Origin of the sequence: Baia soyae (assembly GCF_004341445.1) — a bacterium.
Classification (GTDB): Bacteria; Bacillota; Bacilli; order Thermoactinomycetales; family Thermoactinomycetaceae; genus Baia; species Baia soyae.
The window spans coordinates 1-21,750 of sequence record NZ_SLXV01000024.1 but is presented as its reverse complement, the minus strand read 5'-3'; the positions used below and the strand labels follow the sequence as shown (position 1 = coordinate 21,750).

At 41.4% G+C, this 21,750-nt stretch carries 21 protein-coding genes; 14 read left to right on the top strand and 7 right to left on the bottom strand.

Annotation, left to right across the window (positions count from 1 at the left end; translation table 11 throughout):
• Positions 1 to 30: 30 nt before the first annotated feature.
• Both EDD57_RS08690 and EDD57_RS08685 read left to right on the top strand, forming a co-directional pair.
• Positions 31 to 438: a hypothetical protein gene (locus tag EDD57_RS08690; RefSeq protein WP_131849069.1), complete on the top strand. Its 408-nt coding sequence runs from the start codon at positions 31 to 33 to the stop codon at positions 436 to 438.
• A gap of 150 nt (positions 439 to 588) precedes the next feature.
• Complete coding sequence (locus EDD57_RS08685) at positions 589 to 1,041, top strand: hypothetical protein (RefSeq protein ID WP_131849068.1); 453 nt, start codon at positions 589 to 591, stop codon at positions 1,039 to 1,041.
• Positions 1,042 to 1,259: 218 nt separating this feature from the next.
• Here the strand turns inward: EDD57_RS08685 and EDD57_RS14960 are convergent, their stop codons facing one another.
• Positions 1,260 to 1,385 carry a hypothetical protein gene (locus EDD57_RS14960; protein ID WP_279388950.1) on the bottom strand — a complete coding sequence of 42 codons (126 nt, stop codon included), beginning with the start codon at positions 1,383 to 1,385 and terminating at the stop codon, positions 1,260 to 1,262.
• Positions 1,386 to 1,582: 197 nt separating this feature from the next.
• Here EDD57_RS14960 and EDD57_RS08680 point away from each other — a divergent pair, with 197 nt between their 5' ends.
• From EDD57_RS08680 to EDD57_RS14395, 5 genes are all read left to right on the top strand, one after another.
• On the top strand, positions 1,583 to 2,848 hold the full coding sequence (locus tag EDD57_RS08680) for a DNA polymerase IV (RefSeq protein ID WP_243649499.1): 1,266 nt from the start codon (positions 1,583 to 1,585) through the stop codon (positions 2,846 to 2,848).
• A complete protein-coding gene (locus EDD57_RS08675) occupies positions 2,845 to 3,186 on the top strand; it encodes a YolD-like family protein (RefSeq protein ID WP_131849067.1) in 342 nt (113 codons plus the stop codon). Before EDD57_RS08680 ends, EDD57_RS08675 begins: the two co-directional genes overlap by 4 nt.
• A 157-nt stretch (positions 3,187 to 3,343) precedes the next feature.
• Positions 3,344 to 3,658 carry a thioredoxin gene (gene trxA / locus EDD57_RS08670; RefSeq protein ID WP_072335920.1) on the top strand — a complete coding sequence of 105 codons (315 nt, stop codon included), beginning with the start codon at positions 3,344 to 3,346 and terminating at the stop codon, positions 3,656 to 3,658.
• Between the two features lie 205 nt (positions 3,659 to 3,863).
• On the top strand, positions 3,864 to 5,288 hold the full coding sequence (locus EDD57_RS08665; RefSeq protein WP_131849066.1) for an NAD(P)/FAD-dependent oxidoreductase: 1,425 nt from the start codon (positions 3,864 to 3,866) through the stop codon (positions 5,286 to 5,288).
• A gap of 70 nt (positions 5,289 to 5,358) precedes the next feature.
• Positions 5,359 to 5,520, top strand: a complete 162-nt coding sequence (locus EDD57_RS14395) for a hypothetical protein (RefSeq protein WP_165873732.1) — start codon at positions 5,359 to 5,361, stop codon at positions 5,518 to 5,520.
• 41 nt (positions 5,521 to 5,561) lie between these two features.
• Here EDD57_RS14395 and EDD57_RS08660 read toward each other — a convergent pair whose 3' ends face one another.
• The 5 genes from EDD57_RS08660 to EDD57_RS08640 all read right to left on the bottom strand — a co-directional run bounded on the left by EDD57_RS08660 (position 5,562) and on the right by EDD57_RS08640 (position 10,844).
• Positions 5,562 to 6,764 carry an ABC transporter permease gene (locus tag EDD57_RS08660; RefSeq protein WP_131849065.1) on the bottom strand — a complete coding sequence of 401 codons (1,203 nt, stop codon included), beginning with the start codon at positions 6,762 to 6,764 and terminating at the stop codon, positions 5,562 to 5,564.
• Complete coding sequence (locus EDD57_RS08655; protein WP_131849064.1) at positions 6,761 to 7,462, bottom strand: ABC transporter ATP-binding protein; 702 nt, start codon at positions 7,460 to 7,462, stop codon at positions 6,761 to 6,763. Before EDD57_RS08655 ends, EDD57_RS08660 begins: the two co-directional genes overlap by 4 nt.
• The gene (locus EDD57_RS08650) at positions 7,459 to 8,544 is read right to left on the bottom strand and encodes an efflux RND transporter periplasmic adaptor subunit (RefSeq protein ID WP_131849063.1); all 1,086 of its coding nucleotides are present in this window, start codon (positions 8,542 to 8,544) and stop codon (positions 7,459 to 7,461) included. The genes EDD57_RS08655 and EDD57_RS08650 overlap by 4 nt, the downstream gene beginning before the upstream one ends.
• A gap of 200 nt (positions 8,545 to 8,744) precedes the next feature.
• The gene (locus tag EDD57_RS08645) at positions 8,745 to 9,752 is read right to left on the bottom strand and encodes a hypothetical protein (RefSeq protein WP_131849062.1); all 1,008 of its coding nucleotides are present in this window, start codon (positions 9,750 to 9,752) and stop codon (positions 8,745 to 8,747) included.
• Positions 9,753 to 9,911: 159 nt separating this feature from the next.
• The gene (locus EDD57_RS08640) at positions 9,912 to 10,844 is read right to left on the bottom strand and encodes a hypothetical protein (protein ID WP_131849061.1); all 933 of its coding nucleotides are present in this window, start codon (positions 10,842 to 10,844) and stop codon (positions 9,912 to 9,914) included.
• A gap of 238 nt (positions 10,845 to 11,082) precedes the next feature.
• On the opposite strand from EDD57_RS08640, the gene uvrC reads away from it, so the two are divergent.
• A complete protein-coding gene (gene uvrC / locus EDD57_RS08635) occupies positions 11,083 to 12,876 on the top strand; it encodes an excinuclease ABC subunit UvrC (RefSeq protein ID WP_131849060.1) in 1,794 nt (597 codons plus the stop codon).
• 21 nt (positions 12,877 to 12,897) lie between these two features.
• Here the strand turns inward: uvrC and EDD57_RS08630 are convergent, their stop codons facing one another.
• On the bottom strand, positions 12,898 to 13,428 hold the full coding sequence (locus EDD57_RS08630) for a hypothetical protein (RefSeq protein ID WP_131849059.1): 531 nt from the start codon (positions 13,426 to 13,428) through the stop codon (positions 12,898 to 12,900).
• 197 nt (positions 13,429 to 13,625) lie between these two features.
• Between EDD57_RS08630 and EDD57_RS08625 the strand changes: the two genes are divergently transcribed.
• From EDD57_RS08625 to EDD57_RS08600, 6 genes are all read left to right on the top strand, one after another.
• Positions 13,626 to 14,633, top strand: coding sequence for a sugar ABC transporter substrate-binding protein (locus EDD57_RS08625; RefSeq protein WP_131849058.1), 1,008 nt, complete (start codon positions 13,626 to 13,628; stop codon positions 14,631 to 14,633).
• On the top strand, positions 14,620 to 16,089 hold the full coding sequence (locus EDD57_RS08620; protein ID WP_165873731.1) for a sensor histidine kinase: 1,470 nt from the start codon (positions 14,620 to 14,622) through the stop codon (positions 16,087 to 16,089). The genes EDD57_RS08625 and EDD57_RS08620 overlap by 14 nt, the downstream gene beginning before the upstream one ends.
• On the top strand, positions 16,064 to 17,617 hold the full coding sequence (locus EDD57_RS08615) for a response regulator (RefSeq protein WP_131849056.1): 1,554 nt from the start codon (positions 16,064 to 16,066) through the stop codon (positions 17,615 to 17,617). The genes EDD57_RS08620 and EDD57_RS08615 overlap by 26 nt, the downstream gene beginning before the upstream one ends.
• Before the next feature lie 114 nt (positions 17,618 to 17,731).
• Complete coding sequence (gene xylF / locus EDD57_RS08610; RefSeq protein ID WP_131849055.1) at positions 17,732 to 18,784, top strand: D-xylose ABC transporter substrate-binding protein; 1,053 nt, start codon at positions 17,732 to 17,734, stop codon at positions 18,782 to 18,784.
• 118 nt (positions 18,785 to 18,902) lie between these two features.
• Positions 18,903 to 20,426, top strand: coding sequence for a xylose ABC transporter ATP-binding protein (locus EDD57_RS08605; RefSeq protein WP_131849054.1), 1,524 nt, complete (start codon positions 18,903 to 18,905; stop codon positions 20,424 to 20,426).
• Positions 20,423 to 21,586: a sugar ABC transporter permease gene (locus tag EDD57_RS08600; protein WP_131849053.1), complete on the top strand. Its 1,164-nt coding sequence runs from the start codon at positions 20,423 to 20,425 to the stop codon at positions 21,584 to 21,586. Before EDD57_RS08605 ends, EDD57_RS08600 begins: the two co-directional genes overlap by 4 nt.
• The last annotated feature ends 164 nt before the right edge of the window (positions 21,587 to 21,750 follow it).

The following is a 21,750-nucleotide window of genomic DNA, read 5'->3' as shown; positions in this document are numbered from 1 at the left end:
TTCTGTTTTTTTGAAAAGAGGATGAAGTAAATGAAAAAAGCGGTTTCCATTTTAAGTGTATGTGCGATTTCGGCTGTTACTATTTTTACAGTGGGAATAGGCTCCGCAAATGCAAGTGTTCCGCGCTATTCGTTCCAAACAGAAGATGGCAAGTGGGATGGCTTTATTGGCAATGAGAATAATGGAAGCAGTATCCAGATCGAGCTGGTTAAGCCGCTTTATAGCAAAACGAGCTCTGGAACAAAAGTATTTACTGACTACTCCAAGCTGTGGGTTCGATTGTGCAATGATAAAACAAAAGCTTGCACCACTTTTCATAATTTAAGTAGCGGAGAATCTACTTTTACGAATATGAAAAAGGGTGGATATAACGTAGATATCAAAGATGAACTTTCCTCCGCAAGGATATCTGGAAAACTAGATATTATTTTCCCTTAGAATATACAAAAAAGTGAAAAACGCTATTCCTTTCAATCTACAATATGGATGGAATAGCGTTTCTTTTAATATAAATATTTTGTTTTCTTTTACTGGAATAATATGTATACTATTAATAAGTAATGTAAAAACATAGAATAGAGGGAAATCATGAAAAAAGAACGTAAGAATGGTTGGTTGAAAAGTGGGCTTTTAGTGGTTTCTGGGATGTTTGCTCTAGCTAGTTTTAGTATTGTTCCACATGCATTTGCGGCACCGAGTTCATCACAAAAGGGTCTTTCTGTGGATTCTAAAAAACACACGCAGTATATCATCGCTGAAGCCAAAAAAGATGTGACAGGCGATAAAGTGAAAGATGTTATTACACTGATCGGACAAAAGGAGTTTCCGCAGGACGGTTGGAATGAAAAAGTATACCTTCGTGTGGTAGATGGGAAAAGTCACAAAAAAGTAATGGTGGAAGTCGGAAATGGCGGATATGAACCAAGTATGAAATTTGAAGATTTCAACGGTGACCACATACCCGATATTAAAATTCAAATTTTCTCTGGAGCAACAGGTCACAGTCCTATCGAAAATTATTACTATACGGTTGGTAAGTAGAGATTATCTGAAGTTCAGGCATCACGGAGCAATAAGCAGGACACATAGCGTTTCGTTTTTGTTTGGACTGTAGGAAGAAGCTACGGTCTTTTTTGTTATCTACAATGCGATTAGCGAATGGTCAATGTCACGTTTTTCATCATATCTTCTGCTACGTGGGCAGGAGATATTGGGTTTTGGGATTATGTAGACACTACTAGCCAAAAAAGAAGGGCATTCTATTTTTCCTCTAGAATGTCCTTCTCGTTGTTATCAGGGGTGTTTCCATCTCTAAATGCTTCTCCTCTTTCATTGCCAATCCAAACGTTGAATACCACTTCTGCCACTGTTTTAAGAACTTTCATGTGTTCCACCTCCGCGTTGTTGTTACCTTTACTTTACGTTAATTCTTCCTTTGTTCCTAGTGATTTTCCTTTCAAGTTCCTTACGTATTTGTAAGAATCCAATGTCGGACTAAATTGGTAAAAATTATCACTTATATAAGAACGTATATTCTCATATAATAAAGAGAACGTATGTACGTATATAAGGGAGTGAGTGTATGTTTCAGCCTGCTGATAATCTGAAAAATAATCATAACGATCGGATCGTGATGTTGGCTGACTGTGAGTCGTTTTACGCAAGTGTGGAAAAAGCCGCCCACCCCGAATATAGAGATCAACCGCTGGTAGTTGCGGGAGATCCGACGCGGCGATCTGGTATTATCCTCGCTGCGTGTCCACTTGCTAAGAAATATGGTATTACAACGGCAGAGCGACTTGGCGTATCTCTTGCTAAATGTCCAGATCTAGTGGTGATTCGTCCGCGTATGCAGGAGTACATAAGGGTATCTTTACAAATTACAGGCATTTATCAGTCCTACACAGACTTGGTAGAGCCATACAGCATAGATGAGCATTTTTTGGATGTGACGGGAAGTATCCATCTCTTTGGTGATCCTTATCAGATTGCGAAAAGGATTCAGGATCAAGTTCAACAAGAAACGGGAGTTCGTGTACGAATCGGAATGAGTGAAAATAAGGTGCTTTCCAAAATGGCCTGCGATCGGTTTGCCAAACGTAATTCTGTAGGTATTTTCTACTTGCCTGCCAAGGAGTTACAAAAGATGCTTTGGCCATTGCCGGTTCAACACATGTTTATGGTGGGCTCTCGAACATGTCGACACTTACAAACCATGGGGATCTACACCATTGGTCAGCTAGCTCAGACTTCTTTGACAAAGTTGAGGTCTAGATGGGGAGTGAATGGCGAAGTCCTATGGCTCATTGCCAATGGTAAGAATGATTCGCCTGTAAACCCTCATACACATGGTAAGCCAAAAGTAATCGGTCATCAGATGACTCTTCCCTTTGATTACCGGAAGCTTGAGGATATTTTGGTTCCCTTGCTCGAGCTCTCGGAATTAGTTTGTCAGCGGGCTCGGATGAAAGGTTATATGGGCCAAGTGGTCTCGGTGGGTTGCCAAGGAGCTGATTTCGCTCATCCATCTGGATTCCATAGACAAATGAAACTGCCTGATCCAACCCATCTTACAGATGAGGTGTTTGAGATAGCGAAAAAGCTGTTTAAAGAGCATTGGGACGGCCTACCGATTCGTAGAGTGGGAGTGTCGCTAAGTCAGTTGGTAAGTGATCAGGAGTATCAACTTACCTTGTTTGATAACCGCGAGACAAAATTAGTATTGGAAAGAACGACGGATTGGATCAAGGAAAAATACGGAAATGCTGCGATCATGAGAGCCTCCTCTTTAACTGAATCAGGACAAGCGCGGAATAGAGCGCAAAAAATCGGAGGACATTATAAATGAGTAAGAAACTGAAAGGAAATGGCTTGTTTGAATCATCCAGAATGATGCTTCCTGAACACAAGGAAGCGTATCATACACATCAGCGAAATTTACAACGGAGATCACGTCCACAACGGGATGATCAAGAAATGGAACGGATAGACATACTCATCTCAGAATCAATGCAATGTAAGCATGAGGTGACTCTGGTATTATTCACAGAGTTTGATTTGCTGGAACGAACGGGAGTTATAGTAAATGTTGATCAGCAGAGCCGAAAAATCAAACTCGATCAAGGCCAGGATGTCGAATGGATATACGTTGAGGATGTTATGGATGTATGGGTCTGTGGAATATAAGTAGGTTTTTGTATGAATGATTGTATGCCAATTTATTATTTCGTCTGACGAAACAGTTGGAACTTTTTCGAGAGAGTGGTATACTACATAGTGAAGATCGCTTTGTAAAAGGCCATCTTTAGATCGATTTTGCTGACTTCGAAAGGAGATTTCAACGATGGCAATCGCTGAATTAAATACACAAAACTTTGGTGAAAAAGTTGAATCAAAAGGAACCGGTACCGTTTTGGTAGACTTCTGGGCTCCATGGTGCGGACCTTGCCGCATGCTTGCGCCGATCCTAGAAGAAGTGGATACCGAAGTAGGATCAGATGTACAAGTAGTAAAAGTAAATGTGGATGACAATCCAGATCTTGCTACGAAATATGGTGTTATGGGGATCCCTACCTTGATCGTTTTTAAAGACGGCGAACAAGTGAAAAAGGTATCTGGTGTACAACCAAAAGAAGCAATCCTTGATATGGTGAAGTAAATGACAAAGGCTCCCGATGTGGGGCCTTTTATTTCGGGTTTAATTATTTGATTATTCAATAAACGTATTAAAACACGAATGAATATGATATATGAATAAAAATAGTTCGCTTTTATAAGAGATCTATGTTACGATACATCGGGTTGATCTTTTAAGCCTGTATTAAAAACGAACAAATAGAAATTAATGAAAGGGGCAGATCCGTATGCATTATGATGTGATTGTAGTCGGAGCTGGACCGAGCGGAATATTCGCTTCTTATGAATTGTCTAAAAGTAATCCCAATCTAAAAATACTTCTTATAGATAAAGGGCATAGTATTCGTCAACGACGTTGCCCAATCCTAGAAAATAAAATTACAAAGTGTCCACCTGCAACTAAGAAAAAAGAATATGCAGGATGTTTACCGGCTTGTTCGATAACAGCTGGCTGGGGTGGGGCCGGTGCCTACAGTGATGGGAAATTCAACTTAACAACAGAGTTTGGTGGCTGGATGCAGGATTATTTGGCTCCTTCTAAGGTAATGGAGCTAATCGAATATGTAGATTCCATTAACCTCGAACATGGTGGTACGACTGTCATTACGGACCCAACAACAGAAGATGTTCGTCGGATCGAGCAAAAAGCAGCAGGAGCAGGACTTAAATTATTAAAAGCACGTGTTCGCCATCTGGGGACTGAAGAAAACCTAAAAATACTTCAGAATATATTCCAGACAATGGAAAATAAAATGGACTTCTTATTTAAAACCTATGTAGAAGATCTGATCGTGGAGGATCAAGTTGTCCGTGGAGTTCGTTTGAAAAATGGAGATGAGTACACAGCAGATCGTGTGATTATCGGTCCAGGTAGAGATGGATCCGAATGGCTAAGTAATATTTTGAAACGCAATGGCGTGGAGATGACGAATAACCAAGTAGATATTGGTGTCCGCGTAGAGACTTCAGATGTGATCATGCAGGAAATTAATAAGTATTTGTACGAGGCAAAATTTGTTTACAATACTTCAGTCGGGACTCGTGTTCGTACCTTTTGCTCCAATCCAAGTGGGCATGTGGTTGTAGAGAATCATTCGGGTGTGATGACGGTAAATGGTCACTCTTATAAGGATCCTAAGATGGGGAGTAAAAATACGAACTTCGCATTACTGGTATCGCATACCTTTACCGATCCATTTGATAAACCAATTGAATTCGCGAAAGAAGTTAGTCGCCGGGCCAATGATCTTTCGAACGGATCGGTGATTGTACAAAAAGTAGGCGATATCTATAAAGGTAGACGGTCAACACCAAAACGAATTCAAGAAGGATTTTTAGAGCCAACGCTAAAAGAAGCCGTACCAGGCGATCTAGGACTCGTGCTTCCGTACAACACGATGGTTTCCTTAATCGAGATGATTAAAGCTCTGGATAAAGTAACACCGGGCATTGCTGATGAGCATACCCTTTTCTACGGAGTAGAAGCGAAGTTCTACAGTGCTCGTCCCAAAATAAACGATCACTTTGAAACGGAATCGATTAAAGGGCTGTATACCATTGGAGATGGAGCAGGGATTACCCGTGGCTTGGCTCAAGCATCGGCCGCTGGTGTACATGTAGCTCGCCACATTCTTCAAAATCTAAATCAATAATTTGTCGCTTCTACCAATTGCACAAATTTGGGATCATGCGCTAAGATAGTATTAAGGAGACGTGAATACTATGAGAGACCAAATCCACGCATTGGTAGACCTATTGCCAGAAGAAGATGTGGAAACGGCCTATTACTTAATTCGTGAATTACTGGTTCAAAAGCGGATGGATCAAATGGCAACTCAATCGTTACTACATCAATTATATAAACGACAAGAATTATCGTTATAACATAAAAAACGAGCTTCCTTCGGGGAGGCTCGTTTTTTATGTTATTCATGTCGCAAACAATCAATTGGATTTAATTTCGCCGCTTTGTTAGCTGGGAGAAGTCCGAATATGACTCCAAATAACATAGAGAATAGAATGCTACCAAGAGCTACAGGCAACGAGATCTCAGCAGGCCAAAGATCTAAGGACTGTAGAATCGTGGTGACGAGTCCAGCGATCGCCAGACCTATGATTCCACCTATGGAAGATAGCGTAATCGATTCAATGAGGAATTGGGTTAAGATGTTTCCTCGTGAAGCACCTAATGCCTTACGAATTCCGATTTCCCTCGTTCGTTCAGTCACAGATACTAACATGATGTTCATGACACCAATCCCACCTACTAAGAGAGAAATTCCGCTAATACTTCCAATGACGAGAGTCATGATATTACCGACTTCTTCGATTCCTTTCGAAATTTGTTGCAGGTTTTGTACTTCATAGCCATCTTTTTTACCGTGATTCTGATTTAAAACTTGGACGGCTTTCTTTCCGATCTTCTCCATATCGTTGGTATTTTCTACTTGCAGGGTTACCGAATCGATTTGCATCACCCCAAACACACTTTTCCATGTCCTAGAAGGGAGAAATACTTCATTCATCTTGATAAAAGAGCCAATTCCTTTGGAAGGCTTTGTGACACCAATGACGGTAATCGGTTTGTTCGCCACCTTGATAATCTTTCCAATGGGATCTTCGTTCGGAAATAACTTTTCTGCTACTCCATCCGTAATAACGGCCCCGGCATTGCTACTCTGGAAGTCGCTCCCTTGGAATGATCTCCCTTTGTCAATGGCTACATTGGACATTTCGAGATAGGAGGGATTACTAAAGCCGATTACAAAGGTTCCTGATGCTTTTTCTTTTTGGTACTGAACCTCAGCCATGGAAGAGCCTGTCGTAAGTACTTGCTTGACTCCTGGTACTAATTTCAGGCTTTCAATATCCTTCTCAGTAAACACTTTCTCATTTGGATTGGGGATCGCAAACCCACCAGCTTCATTATCTGATTTTGGCATCAAGTTAATCGAGTTTTGAGTCCCTGTAAAGGATTCCGTTAGTTGCTGGGTCCCCCCTTGTCCGATGGCCACGATAATCGTGACGGAAGCGACACCAATAATAATCCCTAACATCGTTAGAATCGAACGAAGTTTATGAGAGATAATGGAATCAATCGCCATTTTTAGGTTTTCCCATATACTCATAGTGACCTCCGTCCTACTCCATGGGAGGGCATGGAATCTTCGATGATTTCTCCATCTCGAATGATGATCTGTCTCTGGGCTCTCTTTGCCACTTCAGGGTCATGCGTAATCATGACAACGGTTCGCCCTTCGTGATGGAGCTCATCAAATAATTCCATGATGACTTGTCCAGATTTGGTATCTAACGCTCCAGTCGGTTCGTCTGCTAAGAGGACGTGAGGATCATTTACCAGAGCCCTCGCGATCGCGACACGTTGCTGTTGGCCACCAGATAGTTCTTTTGGCCGGTGACTTTTTCTGTCCGCAAGGCCCACTTTTCGAAGGGCTTCTACTGCTTGAATACTTCTTTTGCCTTTTGAAATTCCAGCATAAACAAGAGGAAGTTCTACATTTTTTTGGGCACTTAATCGGGGTAAAAGTTGAAATTGTTGAAAGATAAATCCAATCATGCGATTTCGTACCTTCGCTAATTCCAAATCCTCCATTTGTGAAACTTCTTTCCCATTTATTTGGTAACTTCCTGAAGTAGGGCGATCTAAGCAGCCAATTATATTCATCAATGTTGATTTCCCAGAACCAGAAGGTCCCATAATCGCAACGTATTCACCCTGCTTTACATGGAAGTTAATGTTTTGAAGTACAGGCACATGTAATTTTCCAGAATGGTACGTCTTGCAAACTTCAGTCAGCTGGATCATTTACTATTCACATCCATCCCGGATGTAATGTTTGAAGGTAATTTGACGATGACTTTATCGGTTGCCGAGATGCCGGATACGACTTCAGCCATTTTTTCATCTTTTGCTCCCAGTTTGACAGGCTTCCGAATCGCCTTACCACTTTCCACGACAAATACATATGCTTGAGAGCTCTCCTCTTGAATGGCTGTTTGTGGGACGCTCATTGCTTTTTTGGAAGAAGAGATAATGTTTACGACTACCTGTGAACCGAGTTTCATGGGGACTTGATCATTTAGATACAACTCGATTGGATAGTTGGCCGCTTGAGCCTTCTCATTTGGTACGTTTCCTGCACTATTGTTTTCGGGTAGGAGCCCTACTTGGGAGACGGATGCTTTCCATGTCTTGTCTGGAATAGCATCACTTTTTACGGTTGCTTCCTGTCCTTCTTTTATCTTTAAAGCATCATACTCGGAAATGGTGGCTTTAATTTTCAACTTATCAACAGTGGCGATAACGACGATTGGCTTTGTATTTGCAGGGCTACTATTATCCTCATTTACTTGAGCCACTACACCGTTTTCCTTACTTTTGACAACCAGATTCGCTATTTTGGTTTTGACGATATCTAGCTGTTTTTTCGCTTGGGTTACTTCGAGCTTGGCAAGCTGGATCTGCTGATCGAGATTTTCCCCGCTAGGAGGCATAGTTGGCTGTGTACCTTTACTTGCACCTGCGCTCTTTTGGGTATTCAGTTGTTTCAATTTTAATTCAGCCGATTTTACTTGCAGGTCGGCTTGATCTCTTTCGGTTGTGAAAGCAGGATTTTTATATTCTACCAATTTATCTCCTTTGCTCACTTTATCCCCGACTTTCACCCAAACTTTCTTTAATTCTCCTTGTTCCGGACGTAAGAAAATGGCTTCTTCGTCAGCAGGAGTAAGTGTTCCCGTGGTCATGAAACTTTCTTGGATAGTATGCTCTTGCAACGTCGTTACCTCTACATCTGGCTTTTGATTCCCTTGTTGGAAGATAGCAATCCCTACTAGTAGCCCAATAACGGCTACAACTGCTATCCAAATCCATGCTTTTTTCTTCATGATGACCTCCAATGATGAAATATGTACAGCTATCACTCTTTACCCAATTACATATTAATTGATCATCCTAATTTTCCTCTAATGCAATAAAAAATATGCTTATCTTTATGAAAACAAACCTCTTCCAAACTTTTGTTCAGGAGAGGTTATGTTTGTAGCCTAAAATGAACTTTCTTTAAAGGAGATTTATTTTTATTGCATTACCCCCAGTTGAAGGGGTTATTAGGCTGATTCGATTGATCAGGTTTTTGCTGATTCGGTTGCTGTTGCGGATAAGGCTGTTGGTTAAAAGGTTGTTGATTCGGTTGGTATTGCGGATAAAGCTGTTGATTAAATAGTTGCTGATTTGGTGAACCGTTAGGAAATACGATCGGTGCGATCTTGTCTTTAAAACGAATGGTAATGACCAACTGGCCCGTAATATACATAGCAGGTATCATTAGTAAAATTAGGAGGATAGCGATTAGCCCAAAGAAGGCGCTTCCTTCGAATCCTTCAATAAGTTCCATTTGAGCTAATCCAAAAGATGCATCTATTAGTGCTAATAGTAGTATTATAAGGATGGTTGCGACATATATTCCCAAGTATGAGAGGATGGCAAAAATGGCGCTTGCAAAGTTTTTGCCAAATGTTTTTCTATAGGTTAAAAATCCAGCTTTGATGGAATGAAAAGCACTTATGTTTTGCTCATAACTGATAATAAGAGAATGATTAGTAGCGATAATAGCTGGAATGAGTAAAAGTAGGTATATAAGAAAAATCAGTATTGCTAGAGCCTCATTCGTTGTGGCAATAGCATCCACAAAGACGTTCATGATACCGCCAACCACTAGAAACAGGGTTACAGTTGATAAAAGAATCTTGGATGTCTCCCAAAAATTTTTAAATCCGTGGCGAATAAAGCTTCCTACTGTAGATTGATTTCTAAATACCGCATCGTTAACAGATCCAATTAGCCCTCCAGTTACATAGCTAACGATAAAAATATATAGTAAAAACAAACATAGGATTCCAATGATAATAAGGGAACCACCAACTCCTGTTTCGATGAGATTGCCCTCTATATCACCACTAAAGACCCCTCCTAGTGAGGCTCCTATCAGGAGTGCGAATAGCAAAACTCCAACAAAAATAGTAACGTACACTATCAAACAGCCCAGTAATGCGCTGATCGAAAGCTTTAAACCATGACGCTTTAAAATATCCATTTACACATACTCCCTAAATAAGAATGAACAACAATCAATATCTTAATACACATTGTAGAAATCCGTCTATATTATATACATTTAATTATTAAAATTATTTTTATAACGAATAAACTATAAGAGAACTTCGCAATAAAGAAGTTCTCTTATTCGTATGCTTTATTCTTTGTTCGATGGGTTGGGATTTGAATCGGAGTCTAAGTCTAAATCAGAATCTTGCTGTTCCGCTTCAGAGTGATTGCCAAACACACGAGGCTCAATGATTTCTTTGAGGCGTTTGGTGATGATTACTTGATAAATCATGGTGATAGGTGGGGTTACAATCATGAATAGGAAACCAATGGCGAGACTCATCATAACCACAGCGAGTGGACTTGGATCTGAAGTACCTATGATGACAAGCCCGAGAACCACTAAGATTCCAAATCCAATCATCAATGCAAAGGCTAGGACAAACACTAATATACCGCTGAGAAAGGTTTGACCAAATTCACGAGTAAGGGTTTGAAATCCTGCCTTTACTGCTGCCCAAACACGTAAATCTTTTTGTAGATAAAGGATGATCCCATGTGTCATTGAGATATGCAGTGGAATGGTTAGGATATAGTATAGGATCAATAATAGAAATCCGAGTGTAGGAAAATGGTTTGAGATAGCAGATATCAGTGACTCTACTACAAAAAGAGGTATGTAGAGCACAACAAGATAGGCAAGAAGCAGTTTTAGCACTTTCCAAAATTTCTTGAATCCATATGTTAGAAAACTACTTACGCTTGACTGATCCTTATATACAGCATCATTAACTGCACTGGTCATCCCGGCAGTGAAGAGAGCGGTAGATACGAAATAGATGAGGATCATAAAAGGAATCATGATAATGAGTGCATAGCCAAGTGGCTCAATCAACTCATAAAGGGTCTCTAGATCAGGATTGGATAGATCTAATTGACTAAAATCAAATGCTTGATAAAGACTTGTCCCTAGAATTCCAAATAGGATGAGGGAAATAGTGAGGATGAGTACCCCGAAAGTAAGAAAACCTAAATACGATCCAGCAAAAAGTTTAAATCCGTGTTTTTTTAAGATATCCATACTTGTCTATTAGGGAATTCCACTAATAGACAGCACCTCCTTTGATTGTAAAAAAATGATTACATTTAGTATTGTAATACAACTCTAATAAATTTGTCCATTGTGTTACAAGGATTATCCTTCCTTATTTTATATAGATCAAAACAGGTATTTCGCTTTTATTTTGATTTTTTTGTTTGAAATCGTGTTAAAATGTTTTGTATAGAACAGATGTACGGTTCAGTATGGAGGGGCGCTTGTGTCGTTATTAAAAGATAAGCTGGCCTTATTACCCGATCAACCTGGTTGCTATTTGATGAAAAATGCAGACCAAGAGATCATCTATGTGGGTAAGGCAAAGAGTCTTAGGAGTCGAGTGCGCTCCTACTTTACGGGTTCTCATGATGCAAAAACACAACGTCTTGTCATGGATATCGTGGACTTTGAATATATCGTTGTGAATAGTCCACTGGAAGCACTTATTTTGGAATTAAATCTGATTAAGAAGCATCGCCCTAGATACAACATTATGTTAAAGGATGATAAGTCTTATCCCTATATTCGATTAACGAAAGAGAAGCACCCACGTCTAGAAGTGACCCGGAAGGTACGGAAGGATGGGGCTAAGTATTTCGGTCCTTATCCCCATGCAGGTGCGGCTCAACAGACTAAAAAATTGCTTGATCGTTTATTTCCACTGCGAAAATGCCACAATCTACCTAAGCGGGTATGCCTTTATTATCATCTGAATCAGTGTTTAGCTCCTTGTGAATTTGAGGTTGAGCCTGAGAGCTACGAAGAGATTACGAAGAAGATCACGCGCTTTCTAGGTGGTGGCTATCCAGAGCTACAAAAGGAGCTTCGCCAAAAGATGGAAGAGGCGGCCGAAGCGATGGAGTTTGAACGTGCGAAGGAATTACGGGATTTGATACAGGATATCCAAGCGACGATGGAACGGCAAAATGTGATGATTCAAGATCATATAGATCGAGATGTGTTTGGATATTATGTAGACAAAGGTTGTATGTGTGTACAGGTCTTTTTTGTACGCCGGGGGAAATTGATTGAGCGAGAAGTATCGATTTTTCCATACTATGGGGAAGCTACGGAGGATTTTCTTACTTTTGTAGGGCAGTTTTATCATGAGTCACCTGTGTTGCCGAAAGAGATTCATTTGCCAGCTGGAGTCGATGCGGAGTTAGTGGCACAATTGGTTCCGAGTGTGAAGGTTCGTATCCCTCAGCGAGGAATCAAGAAAAATTTAGTCGAGATGGCTACGGAAAACGCCAAAATTGCCCTATCGGAACGTTTTCAGTTACTAGAACGAAATCAGGCGAAGACGGATGAATCGATTCGTAACTTGGGAGAAGAGTTAAATATTGGGTTGCCAAGGCGGATCGAAGCATTTGATAATTCGAATATTCAAGGGGCTGATCCAGTCTCAGCGATGGTTGTATTTATCGATGGGAAAGCGGATAAGAGGGAGTATCGTAAGTATAAGATTCGTACGGTCGATGGCCCCGACGATTATGGAACGATGCGTGAGGTCATTCGCAGACGGTATACGAGAGTGTTAAAAGATAATCTACCGTTACCTGACTTGATATTAGTGGATGGCGGAAAAGGCCAAATGTCCGCTGCGAGTGATGTGCTGGAGAATGAATTAGGATTGTATGTCCCGATTGCGGGGATGGTGAAAGATAAAAAGCATCAAACAGCTGGACTTCTATATGGTGATCCTGTTTATGCAGTTGATCTACGCAGGGGGACGCAAGAATTTTATCTGATCCAGCGAATTCAAGAAGAAGTTCACCGCTTCGCAATCACGTTCCATCGGCAAGCGCGTGGGAAATCGATGATTCAATCAGCTCTCGATGAGATTCCAGGGGTAGGAGAGAAGCGGAAACAGCAACTTTACCGTCATTTTGGATCGATTGATGAGATGAGGAGCGCGAGTCTAGAGGATTTTCGCAAAGCTGGGCTCGGAGACCAGCTAGCGAAAACGATTATGCAGGTATTAAGGGAAAAAGGAGAGCAGAGCCTACCGGATTGATAGGCTCTGCTTTTTTATTGATTAACGATATACATTTACATACGAGATTTGATCATTCCAGCCACTTCCTACATAGGAAATGTCTAGTCCTGGGCCAAATGTTTTACAAGGCTCGCCGCCACTTTTATGGTAGCAAACCTTAGTTCCAGAGCTTCTACGTGCCGTTTTAATGGAGGAAACCTCATCATTGTACTTACTGTTATTGAAGTTAGTTGAGTAGCCAACAGGTGTTGCATAGTTCCATCCTCCAAAGCCACTGTGCTCGTAGGAATCCGTTGCATAATCAGAAGCGAGTACACCTACTACGTTCTTAGAGACAATCGCCCACTTTGCTTTAAATGTTTGCTCTGCTGCTTCATAGCTTTGTCTGTCAGCATACGTATAAATGCTTCCATCCGTATCCACAATTTGATATTTCCCTACGCTCGTGTCAGCCGATAGATTTACAACGAGTCGGTCTTGTTTAATTGAGGAGGCATCCACTGTGGAAAATCCAAATGTTACAGTGAAAAGTAAGGCTCCGATCATACTGTATAACCATGTCTTTTTCATAAAACAGATCATCTCCCTATCCCGTTTTCATGTGTGTTTTAGAAACACAATATACTGTATATTTCGCTAAATGATGTTTTAGAACGGTAAAAAATAAGAAATCATTAGCTGGTAGATATTCTCTTTTATTTAGAGGGCTATGAATTTGATAAATCATGTATTCTGTAGTTAATTGATTTTTACTGGGCGGAGGATATATGAAAAAAAGAACCATTTTAATAGGAGCGGTCAGTCTAGCTTGTGTGGTATTGATTTTGCTTCCTATCTACCAACTTACTCATACATATCGATCTCTTCAACAGATTCATAAACCAGCTTCACCTGCAAAAGAAACTTTGCGAATTGCTTTGATTTCTCCAGCTATACGTGATTTGTATTGGAAAGAGGTACAGCTTGGTATCAAAGAGATAGCAAAGAAACAACAGGCTATGGTTGAGGTGCATGGAGGATACCGTGGAAATGCATCGGAGATGGCACGAGATGTACAGAGAGTTACTTCAGCCAAAGTAGATGGTATTATCGCCATGGGTATGGATGATCCTGCTTTTATACAAGCGGTCAACCAAGCAACAGAAAGCGGAATTCCGGTTATTTTAATCGGAACCGATATACCTAATTCGCTCCGTAAGATGTATGTGGGATCAGACCATGTAGCGGCGGGGCGTCTTCTGGGTGATAAGGTGCGGGTTGATTTAGAAAAGAAGTCGAATTCGACTGTTGGTATCATTGGCCAGTCATCGGATCCAATGGTAGCGATGTTACGGATAAAAGGTGTGGAGCAAAGTTTAGCAAGCCAGAAGAGCATGCAAATTGTGAAACAAATTTACAGTTCTTCTGAGAGAAATGGGACGATGCAAACGATGAGCCAGACCCATGAATTATTAAATCGAACTTCAAATCTCGATGCAATCATTGTGTCGAAGGGAGAGGAATTAGAAGCGGTCACCCGTGTGATCGAGCAGCGTGTGGGATTGAATAAGATTCAAATATATACGTTTCAAGATGTTGCACAGTTAACGGATTTATTTGAAAAAGGGCAAGTACAAGCTGTGGTAGTAGATAGTCCTCGAAAGATGGGTGTAGAAAGCATAACACATCTTCTTTCTTGGATTCGAGGAGAACAGCTGCCATTACCAAGTCATGTTTATACAGATTCGACTTTGGAGACATCGACAGGGAGCCGATTCCGTAATGAAGAGCATTAAGGGGAAAATCTTGTTATTAGCGTGCTGTTTGTTACTTGTTTTCGGGCTGTTTTGGTTGATGTTTCAGTACTTTCATCAGCTATTTTTACAACAATATAATCAGGTGTTAGAGCGATATTTGATTTTTCAACAAGTCTCTGTCCAATCAGAGCAATTGCTGATTCGGACGAATGATTTTATACATGAGGAATCGGAGAAATCGAAAGAAAATTATGTATCGACTCGAAGCTTACTACGTCAAGCTCAAAGTAAGGTCAAACGTCTACAAAATGATGAGAATACAGCAGGTGTGAGTGATTATACCCATCTGATTGATAGTTTTATTGAAAGTACTGATTTGTCCATCCAAGCGCATCAACAGGAACGTTCTGATGATGCCACTCGGTTTTATCGAAAAGCAGAGCAAGGACGCTCATTTATTACAGAGACAACTCTTTCCTTGTTAGAGCATGAGCTAACCATTCATGAACGACTCTATGCGCAAATGATTCAATCATCAAAGGAGCTACAAATAGTAGGCTGGGAAGGGTTTCTTATCATCATGGTCATATTACTCGGCTGTGCCTATTGGATTTCACGCGGAATCACTCGTTCCATCGCTAAGTTAACAAAGGGGGCTAGATTCATTTCTTCTGGTGTTTATGATAAGCCGATTGAAGTGAAATCCAAGGATGAAACGGCTTTTCTCGCGCAAACCTTTGATCAGATGCGAATAAGTGTGAAGCAGTCGTTTGAGGAGTTAGAGGCGAAAGGGAAGTTAGAGCAAGAGGTAAAGGAGTATCAATATTTATTAAAAGAGATGGAATGGCGTAATTTACAGAATCAGATGAAGCCCCATTTTCTATTTAATACCTTAAATACATTGGCCAAAAAGGCATATCTAGAAGGATCATATGAGACGAGTGATCTTATTACGACGGTTGCCGAACTAATGCGTTATCAATTGGCAAAAGCAGATGTAGAAGTAACGTTAGCAGAAGAGATTGAGATGATCCGTCATTATATGACGATTCTACAAGCGCGATTTACGGATCGATTAAAAGGTGAGGAGAAGATAGATCCTGCCTGTTTACATGTACCAGTGCCCAGTTTTCTCTTGCAACCTCTGGTAGAAAATGCATTCATTCATGGAATTGAGTCAAAGGAAGAAGGAGGAACGATTTCGATTGGTGTACGGGCGATAGAGTACGGGGTACAGTTGGAAGTGACGGATGATGGAGTCGGAATGTCACCAGATCGGGTAAGACAAATCCTACAAGGAATGCCCGCCACACAAGGAAAAACAGGAAGTGTAGGCTTGTCGAATGTGATTCGAAGACTTAGTTTGTACTATCGCAGAGAGGATCTTTTGCAGATACAGAGTGAGGCTGGGAAGGGAACCTCGATTACGATTTTCATACCCACTACACTAGGAGAGAGGAGGAAACTGGATGATTCGGATTTTGATCGCAGATGATGAAGAGATTGAACGAGTAGCGCTGGAGAAAATATTGACAACCCATCTAGATCAAGCGGAAGTGGTTGCGACTGTTGGGAATGGCCGGGAAGCGATTGAGAAGGCTGAAGAGCTGAAGCCAGATCTACTATTGATGGATATTCAGATGCCAGGAATCAATGGTTTAGAAGCGATTGAACAGATTCGGGAGAAGTTTCCTACTACAAAAGTGGTGATTGTGTCGTCGTACGATACATTTACCTTTGCCCAACAGGCGATTCGACTAGGTGTAAAAGATTATTTGCTAAAACCGAGTAAGGTGCAAGTGATCGTGGAGACGATTCGGAAGGTATGCGAGGAGATCAGTCAAGAGCGATCCCACTTGGAGTCACAGCAGGAGACTGACAATCGAATCCGAAAAATCTTACCCATCATCGAATCGGAGCTTGTCTCGCGCCTGCTCTTTGATCAAGTGCAACTAATGGATTTGGAAGAGATGTCGAATCTCATGAGGGTAGTGGTACATCCTCCCGCTTCGGTTATCGTGGTGAGTATACGTACGAGAGAAGACCAGGACCAGCAGGATTTATCTATTAAGAATCTCATGTGTGAAATGCAAGCAGAGTTTCGGGACTGTGATGACACGATGGTGGGAAGTATCTCGGGTCATATCCTACCAATCTTATTTTTTCATCGAAAGGGAGAAGAGCGGCGTCAAGCGATCAACCTGATGGAACAAGCTCGTCGAATCGGCAGACGCTATCCTGGATTGGATATAGGGCTAGGGATCGGCGGTGCAAAGGATGGACTGGATGATTTGCGCTTCTCCTATCAGGAAGCTTTGATGGCCTGTTCGGATATAGGGATGGTTCAAGGGTTCCGGATCCGATTTTATGATGATCTGTCCCAAGAGCAAGATAAGAACGATAAGAGATTACGATATGAACGGCAATTAATTGAAGCGATACGGAATGAGCGATGGCAAGATACAAAGGAGATTATCTTTTTGTTGCTATCTGTGATCGAACAAAGACAAACTCCTTTGGTCGAAGCGAAACAACGTTTGTATGGTCATTTTCTTCTATTAACTCATTTATTAGATGAGATGGGAGTAAAAGAAGTCTCAGCTAACATTCTTTTGCGTGGACAGTCCTATATGGAATTATGGCAAGAAGCGAAGGGGAAAGTGGAGGAGCTGGACGTTGCATACCAACGTTTTCAACAAAATGCTCAATTTGATGTCTTTGATCAAGTAAAGAAATACATAGAGGAACATTTTATGGAAGATCTTTCGCTAGAGCAATTAGCGCAGTTAGTTCAGTTGAGCCCATTTTATTTGAGCAAATGTTTTAAAGAGGAATTTGGAATTAGTTATGTGGATTATATGACCCAATGTCGTATTTCTCGTGCCAAAGAGTATATTCGCCAAGGAGGACTTAGCTTTAAGGAGATCGCTTATGCTGTAGGCTATCATGATCCGAATTACTTTAGTCGGGTGTTTAAGAAAATATGTGGACTTTCCCCTTCACAATATCGAGATAAGAAATGAAAACAGTTTAAATAAAAATGCTACTAATAACAAAAAAGTGAAGAATGTTTAACCATGTAAACGCTTTCTATCATGGTACAGTCAAATTATGAAAGTAAAGGGGGAAAGATCTAGATGTTTAAAAAAATCCAAGCATTTTGCTTATTGAGTGCATTTGCTCTTTCGGTTACGGCATGTAGCACAGGGGCACCAGCCGCTGATCAAAGTGGTGGCAAGTTGAAAAAAGACGATGGAAAGACTGTGATTGGTTTTTCATTAGATACTTTAGAAGAAGAGCGTTGGAAAAAAGACCGTGATATTTTTGTATCCAAGGCGAAGGGGCTAGGAGCCGAAGTAAAGGTACAAGCGGCAAATGGAGATGACGCGAAGCAGATTTCTCAAGCCGAAAACTTAATTAGCCAAGGGGTAGACGTACTCGTGGTCGTTCCACATAATGCGGAAGTAGCTGCGGCAATCGTGGAAAAAGCCCATAAAGAAGGCGTAAAAGTACTTTCTTATGATCGTTTAATCAAAAACTCTGATGTGGACTTATACCTTTCATTTGATAACGAACGTGTTGGAGAAATGCAGGCGAAAGCGATTGTAGAGAAAGCTCCTAAAGGAAATTATGCTCTAATCGAAGGTGCGGATACGGATAATAACGCCCACCTATTTAAAAAAGGTCAGATGAAAGTGTTAAAGCCATTGGTTGATAAAGGCGATATCAAAGTTGTCTATGATCAATGGACGAAAGAATGGGATCCAGCGAATGCGCTTTCTAACATGGAAAATGCTTTAACGGCCAACCAGAATAAAATCGATGCAGTCGTAGCGGCTAACGATGGTACTGCTGGTGGAGCGATTCAAGCACTATCTGCGCAAAAATTGGCGGGTAAGGTTCCAGTGTCAGGTCAAGATGCGGAGTTGGCAGGGATTAAACGGATCGTAGAAGGTACACAAACGATGACAGTTTATAAGCCGATTAAGCTGATTGCTGAAAAAGCAGCGGAGTTAGCTGTTTCATTGGCAAAGGGTGAGAAGGTAGCAACGGATAAAAAAACGGTAAACAATGGTAAGAAAGATATTCCTTCTATTTTGCTAGATCCGATTGTAGTGACGAAGGAAAATATTGATACTACGGTTGTGGCGGATGGGTTCCATAAGAAAGAGGATATCTCTAAAAAGTAAGGCATGTCTATTGGATGATCGAGTTTCGCTCACCGATCAAATATATACAAATTATGTAATTTCATGAACCTGTGGAGCAGAGATGTTCCACATTTTCTATCAGGAGGGAGGAAATAAGATGACAATCGCCTTGGAGATGAAACAGATTACGAAGGAGTTTCCCGGAGTAAAGGCACTGGATCGTGTGACATTTCAAGTGAAAAAAGGCGAGATCCATGCTCTTTGTGGAGAGAATGGTGCGGGGAAATCGACTTTGATGAAGGTGCTAAGTGGTGTATACCCGCATGGCTCGTATGAGGGCTCCATTGAGATTGAGGGCACGGAGCAAACGTTTCGCTCGATTAAGGATGCTGAAAAAGCGGGAGTTGCAATCATTTATCAAGAGCTGGCACTGGTAAAAGAGATGTCGGTTACGGAAAATTTATTTCTCGGTAAAGAGCATGCCAAGTTTGGTGTCATCGATGCCCATCGTCAGCATAAAGAAACGGAATATTGGCTGGAGCAAGTAGGGTTGTCCAGTATTCATCCAGAGACGGTAACGGGGACGCTTGGAATTGGACAGCAACAGCTTGTAGAGATTGCGAAAGCGCTCTCGAAAGATGCGAAAATCCTGATTTTAGATGAACCAACGGCAGCTCTAACTGAAAAAGAAGTTGAGATTTTGCTCGATATCCTACGGAAGTTTAGAGAACGTGGGGTTTCTTGTATCTACATCTCTCACAAATTAAACGAAGTCTTCTCCATTTCAGATTCGGTTACGATTTTACGGGATGGGAAAACAATTGCGACGAAATCGATTGGTGAGGTAAACGAGGATCAAGTGATTTCTCTCATGGTAGGTCGTGAGTTAAAAGACCGCTTTCCTCGTGAAGAATCTACTCCCGGTGATGTGGTGCTAGAGCTTGCTAATTACAACGTACCGGACCGAAAAAACCCGAACAAGAAGATCATTCGCGATGTTTCCTTTCAATTACGAAAAGGTGAGATTGTAGGGATCGCGGGATTAATGGGTTCAGGACGTACGGAGCTAGCGATGAGCTTATTTGGAGCATTGGACGGTCGTACGTCAGGTACTGTGAAAATAGAAGGCAAACCGGTCACCATTAAACAACCAGATCACGCTATCGCACATGGGATTGCGTTAGTAACTGAAGATCGTAAACGGACAGGGCTTGTATTAGAGAGAAGCATTCAAGATAACATCACGTTGCCAAGCCTGAAGCAAGTATCAAGTTGGTCGGGAATTGATTCTAGCAAAGAAGTCTCTCAGGCTATGTCCTATTTTCAAAAGCTAGGAGTAAAGGCTACTTCGCTAGAGACAGTAGTGGGGACATTAAGTGGAGGGAATCAACAAAAAGTCGTGTTGGGTAAGTGGTTGATGACGAAGCCAAAAGTGCTCATTTTAGACGAACCAACCCGTGGTGTGGACGTCGGGGCGAAGTACGAAATCTATCAAATTATGAATGAATTGGTACGCGAGGGAGTTTCGATTTTAATGATTTCCTCCGAGTTACCAGAAGTTTTAGGAATGAGTCATCGCATTTTCGTTATGGCAGAAGGCTCGATTACCGCTGAATGGAAAGCGGAAGATGCGACTCAAGAACGAATAATGACTGCGGCGACAGGAGGGGACCAGATATGACAACGAAAACAGGCTCAGCTAAATTTAATAAAGATTTGTTTCGCTTAGATGTACGTGCATATTCTATGATCATTGCTATTATCGCGATTTGGACATTTTTTTCTTTTATGGATGATAGCTTCTTAACAGCTCGTAACTTTTCTAATCTATTTGTTCAGATGTCGGTTACTTCCATTCTAGCAATTGGAATGGTGCTCGTATTAGTAGCGGGACAAGTTGACTTATCCGTCGGCTCTCTGGTGGGATTAACAGGTGGGATCGCAGGAATCCTGCATGTTTGGTACGGTTGGGATACGGTTCCCGTCGTGATCGTGACGATTTTACTAGGAGCGATCATTGGTCTCATCCAAGGATGGTGGGTCGCATATCGGGCTGTCCCTGCTTTTATCGTCACATTAGGTGGGATGATGATTTTCCGTGGTGCGCTTCAAGGGATTACGAAGAGTGAAACGATCGCACCTTTAAAAGAGAGTTTTAAAGCACTCGGACAAGGATTCATTCTTCCTTTTATGGGGTACATCGTTGCTGGAGTTGCGATTGTGATAACAGGAATCTTCCTACTTCGTCAGCGTCAATCGAGAGTGAAGTTTGGTTTTTCCGTTGCTCCATCATGGGTGACTGGCTTAATCTGGCTAGGAATCAGCGCCTTAATTTTCGTCGTCGTTTCCGTGATGAATGCATACCAAGGAATTCCGATTCCCTTTATGGTAGTTATCTTCTTAGCGATTGTATTTACCTTTATTGCGAAGAAAACCGTATTTGGTCGTCAAGTATACGCGATCGGCGGGAACCCCGAAGCGGCCGTCTTATCTGGAATTAACGTGAAGCGGAAAATTATGCTGATCTTTGTACTATGTAATACACTTGCCGCCGTAGCGGGTCTCATTCTCACTGCACGGGTAAACGCTGCGACCGTTGGTGCGGGTACGATGTATGAACTTGACGCCATCGCTGCATGTGTAATCGGTGGAACCAGCCTCATGGGCGGAGTCGGTACCATTCCTGGAGCTATGATTGGGGCACTTGTCATGGCGAGTTTGGATAACGGGATGAGTATTTTGAATATCGATTCCTTCTGGCAGTTGATTGTAAAGGGATCCATATTGGTGTTTGCTGTATGGTTTGATATATATAGTAGAAGTAAGGCGAAGAATAGTTAATAGATAGTTAATAGAATAGAAGAAGCCCACATCCTAGAGAGGATTGTGGGCTTCTTCTATTCTATTAACTCAGACCGCAGACAAAGTCTATTTTATAGACAAGGTTTGCGGTCTTTTTTGTCGAATTCTAATTATATAGAATCGACTACATGGAGGGATAGCTT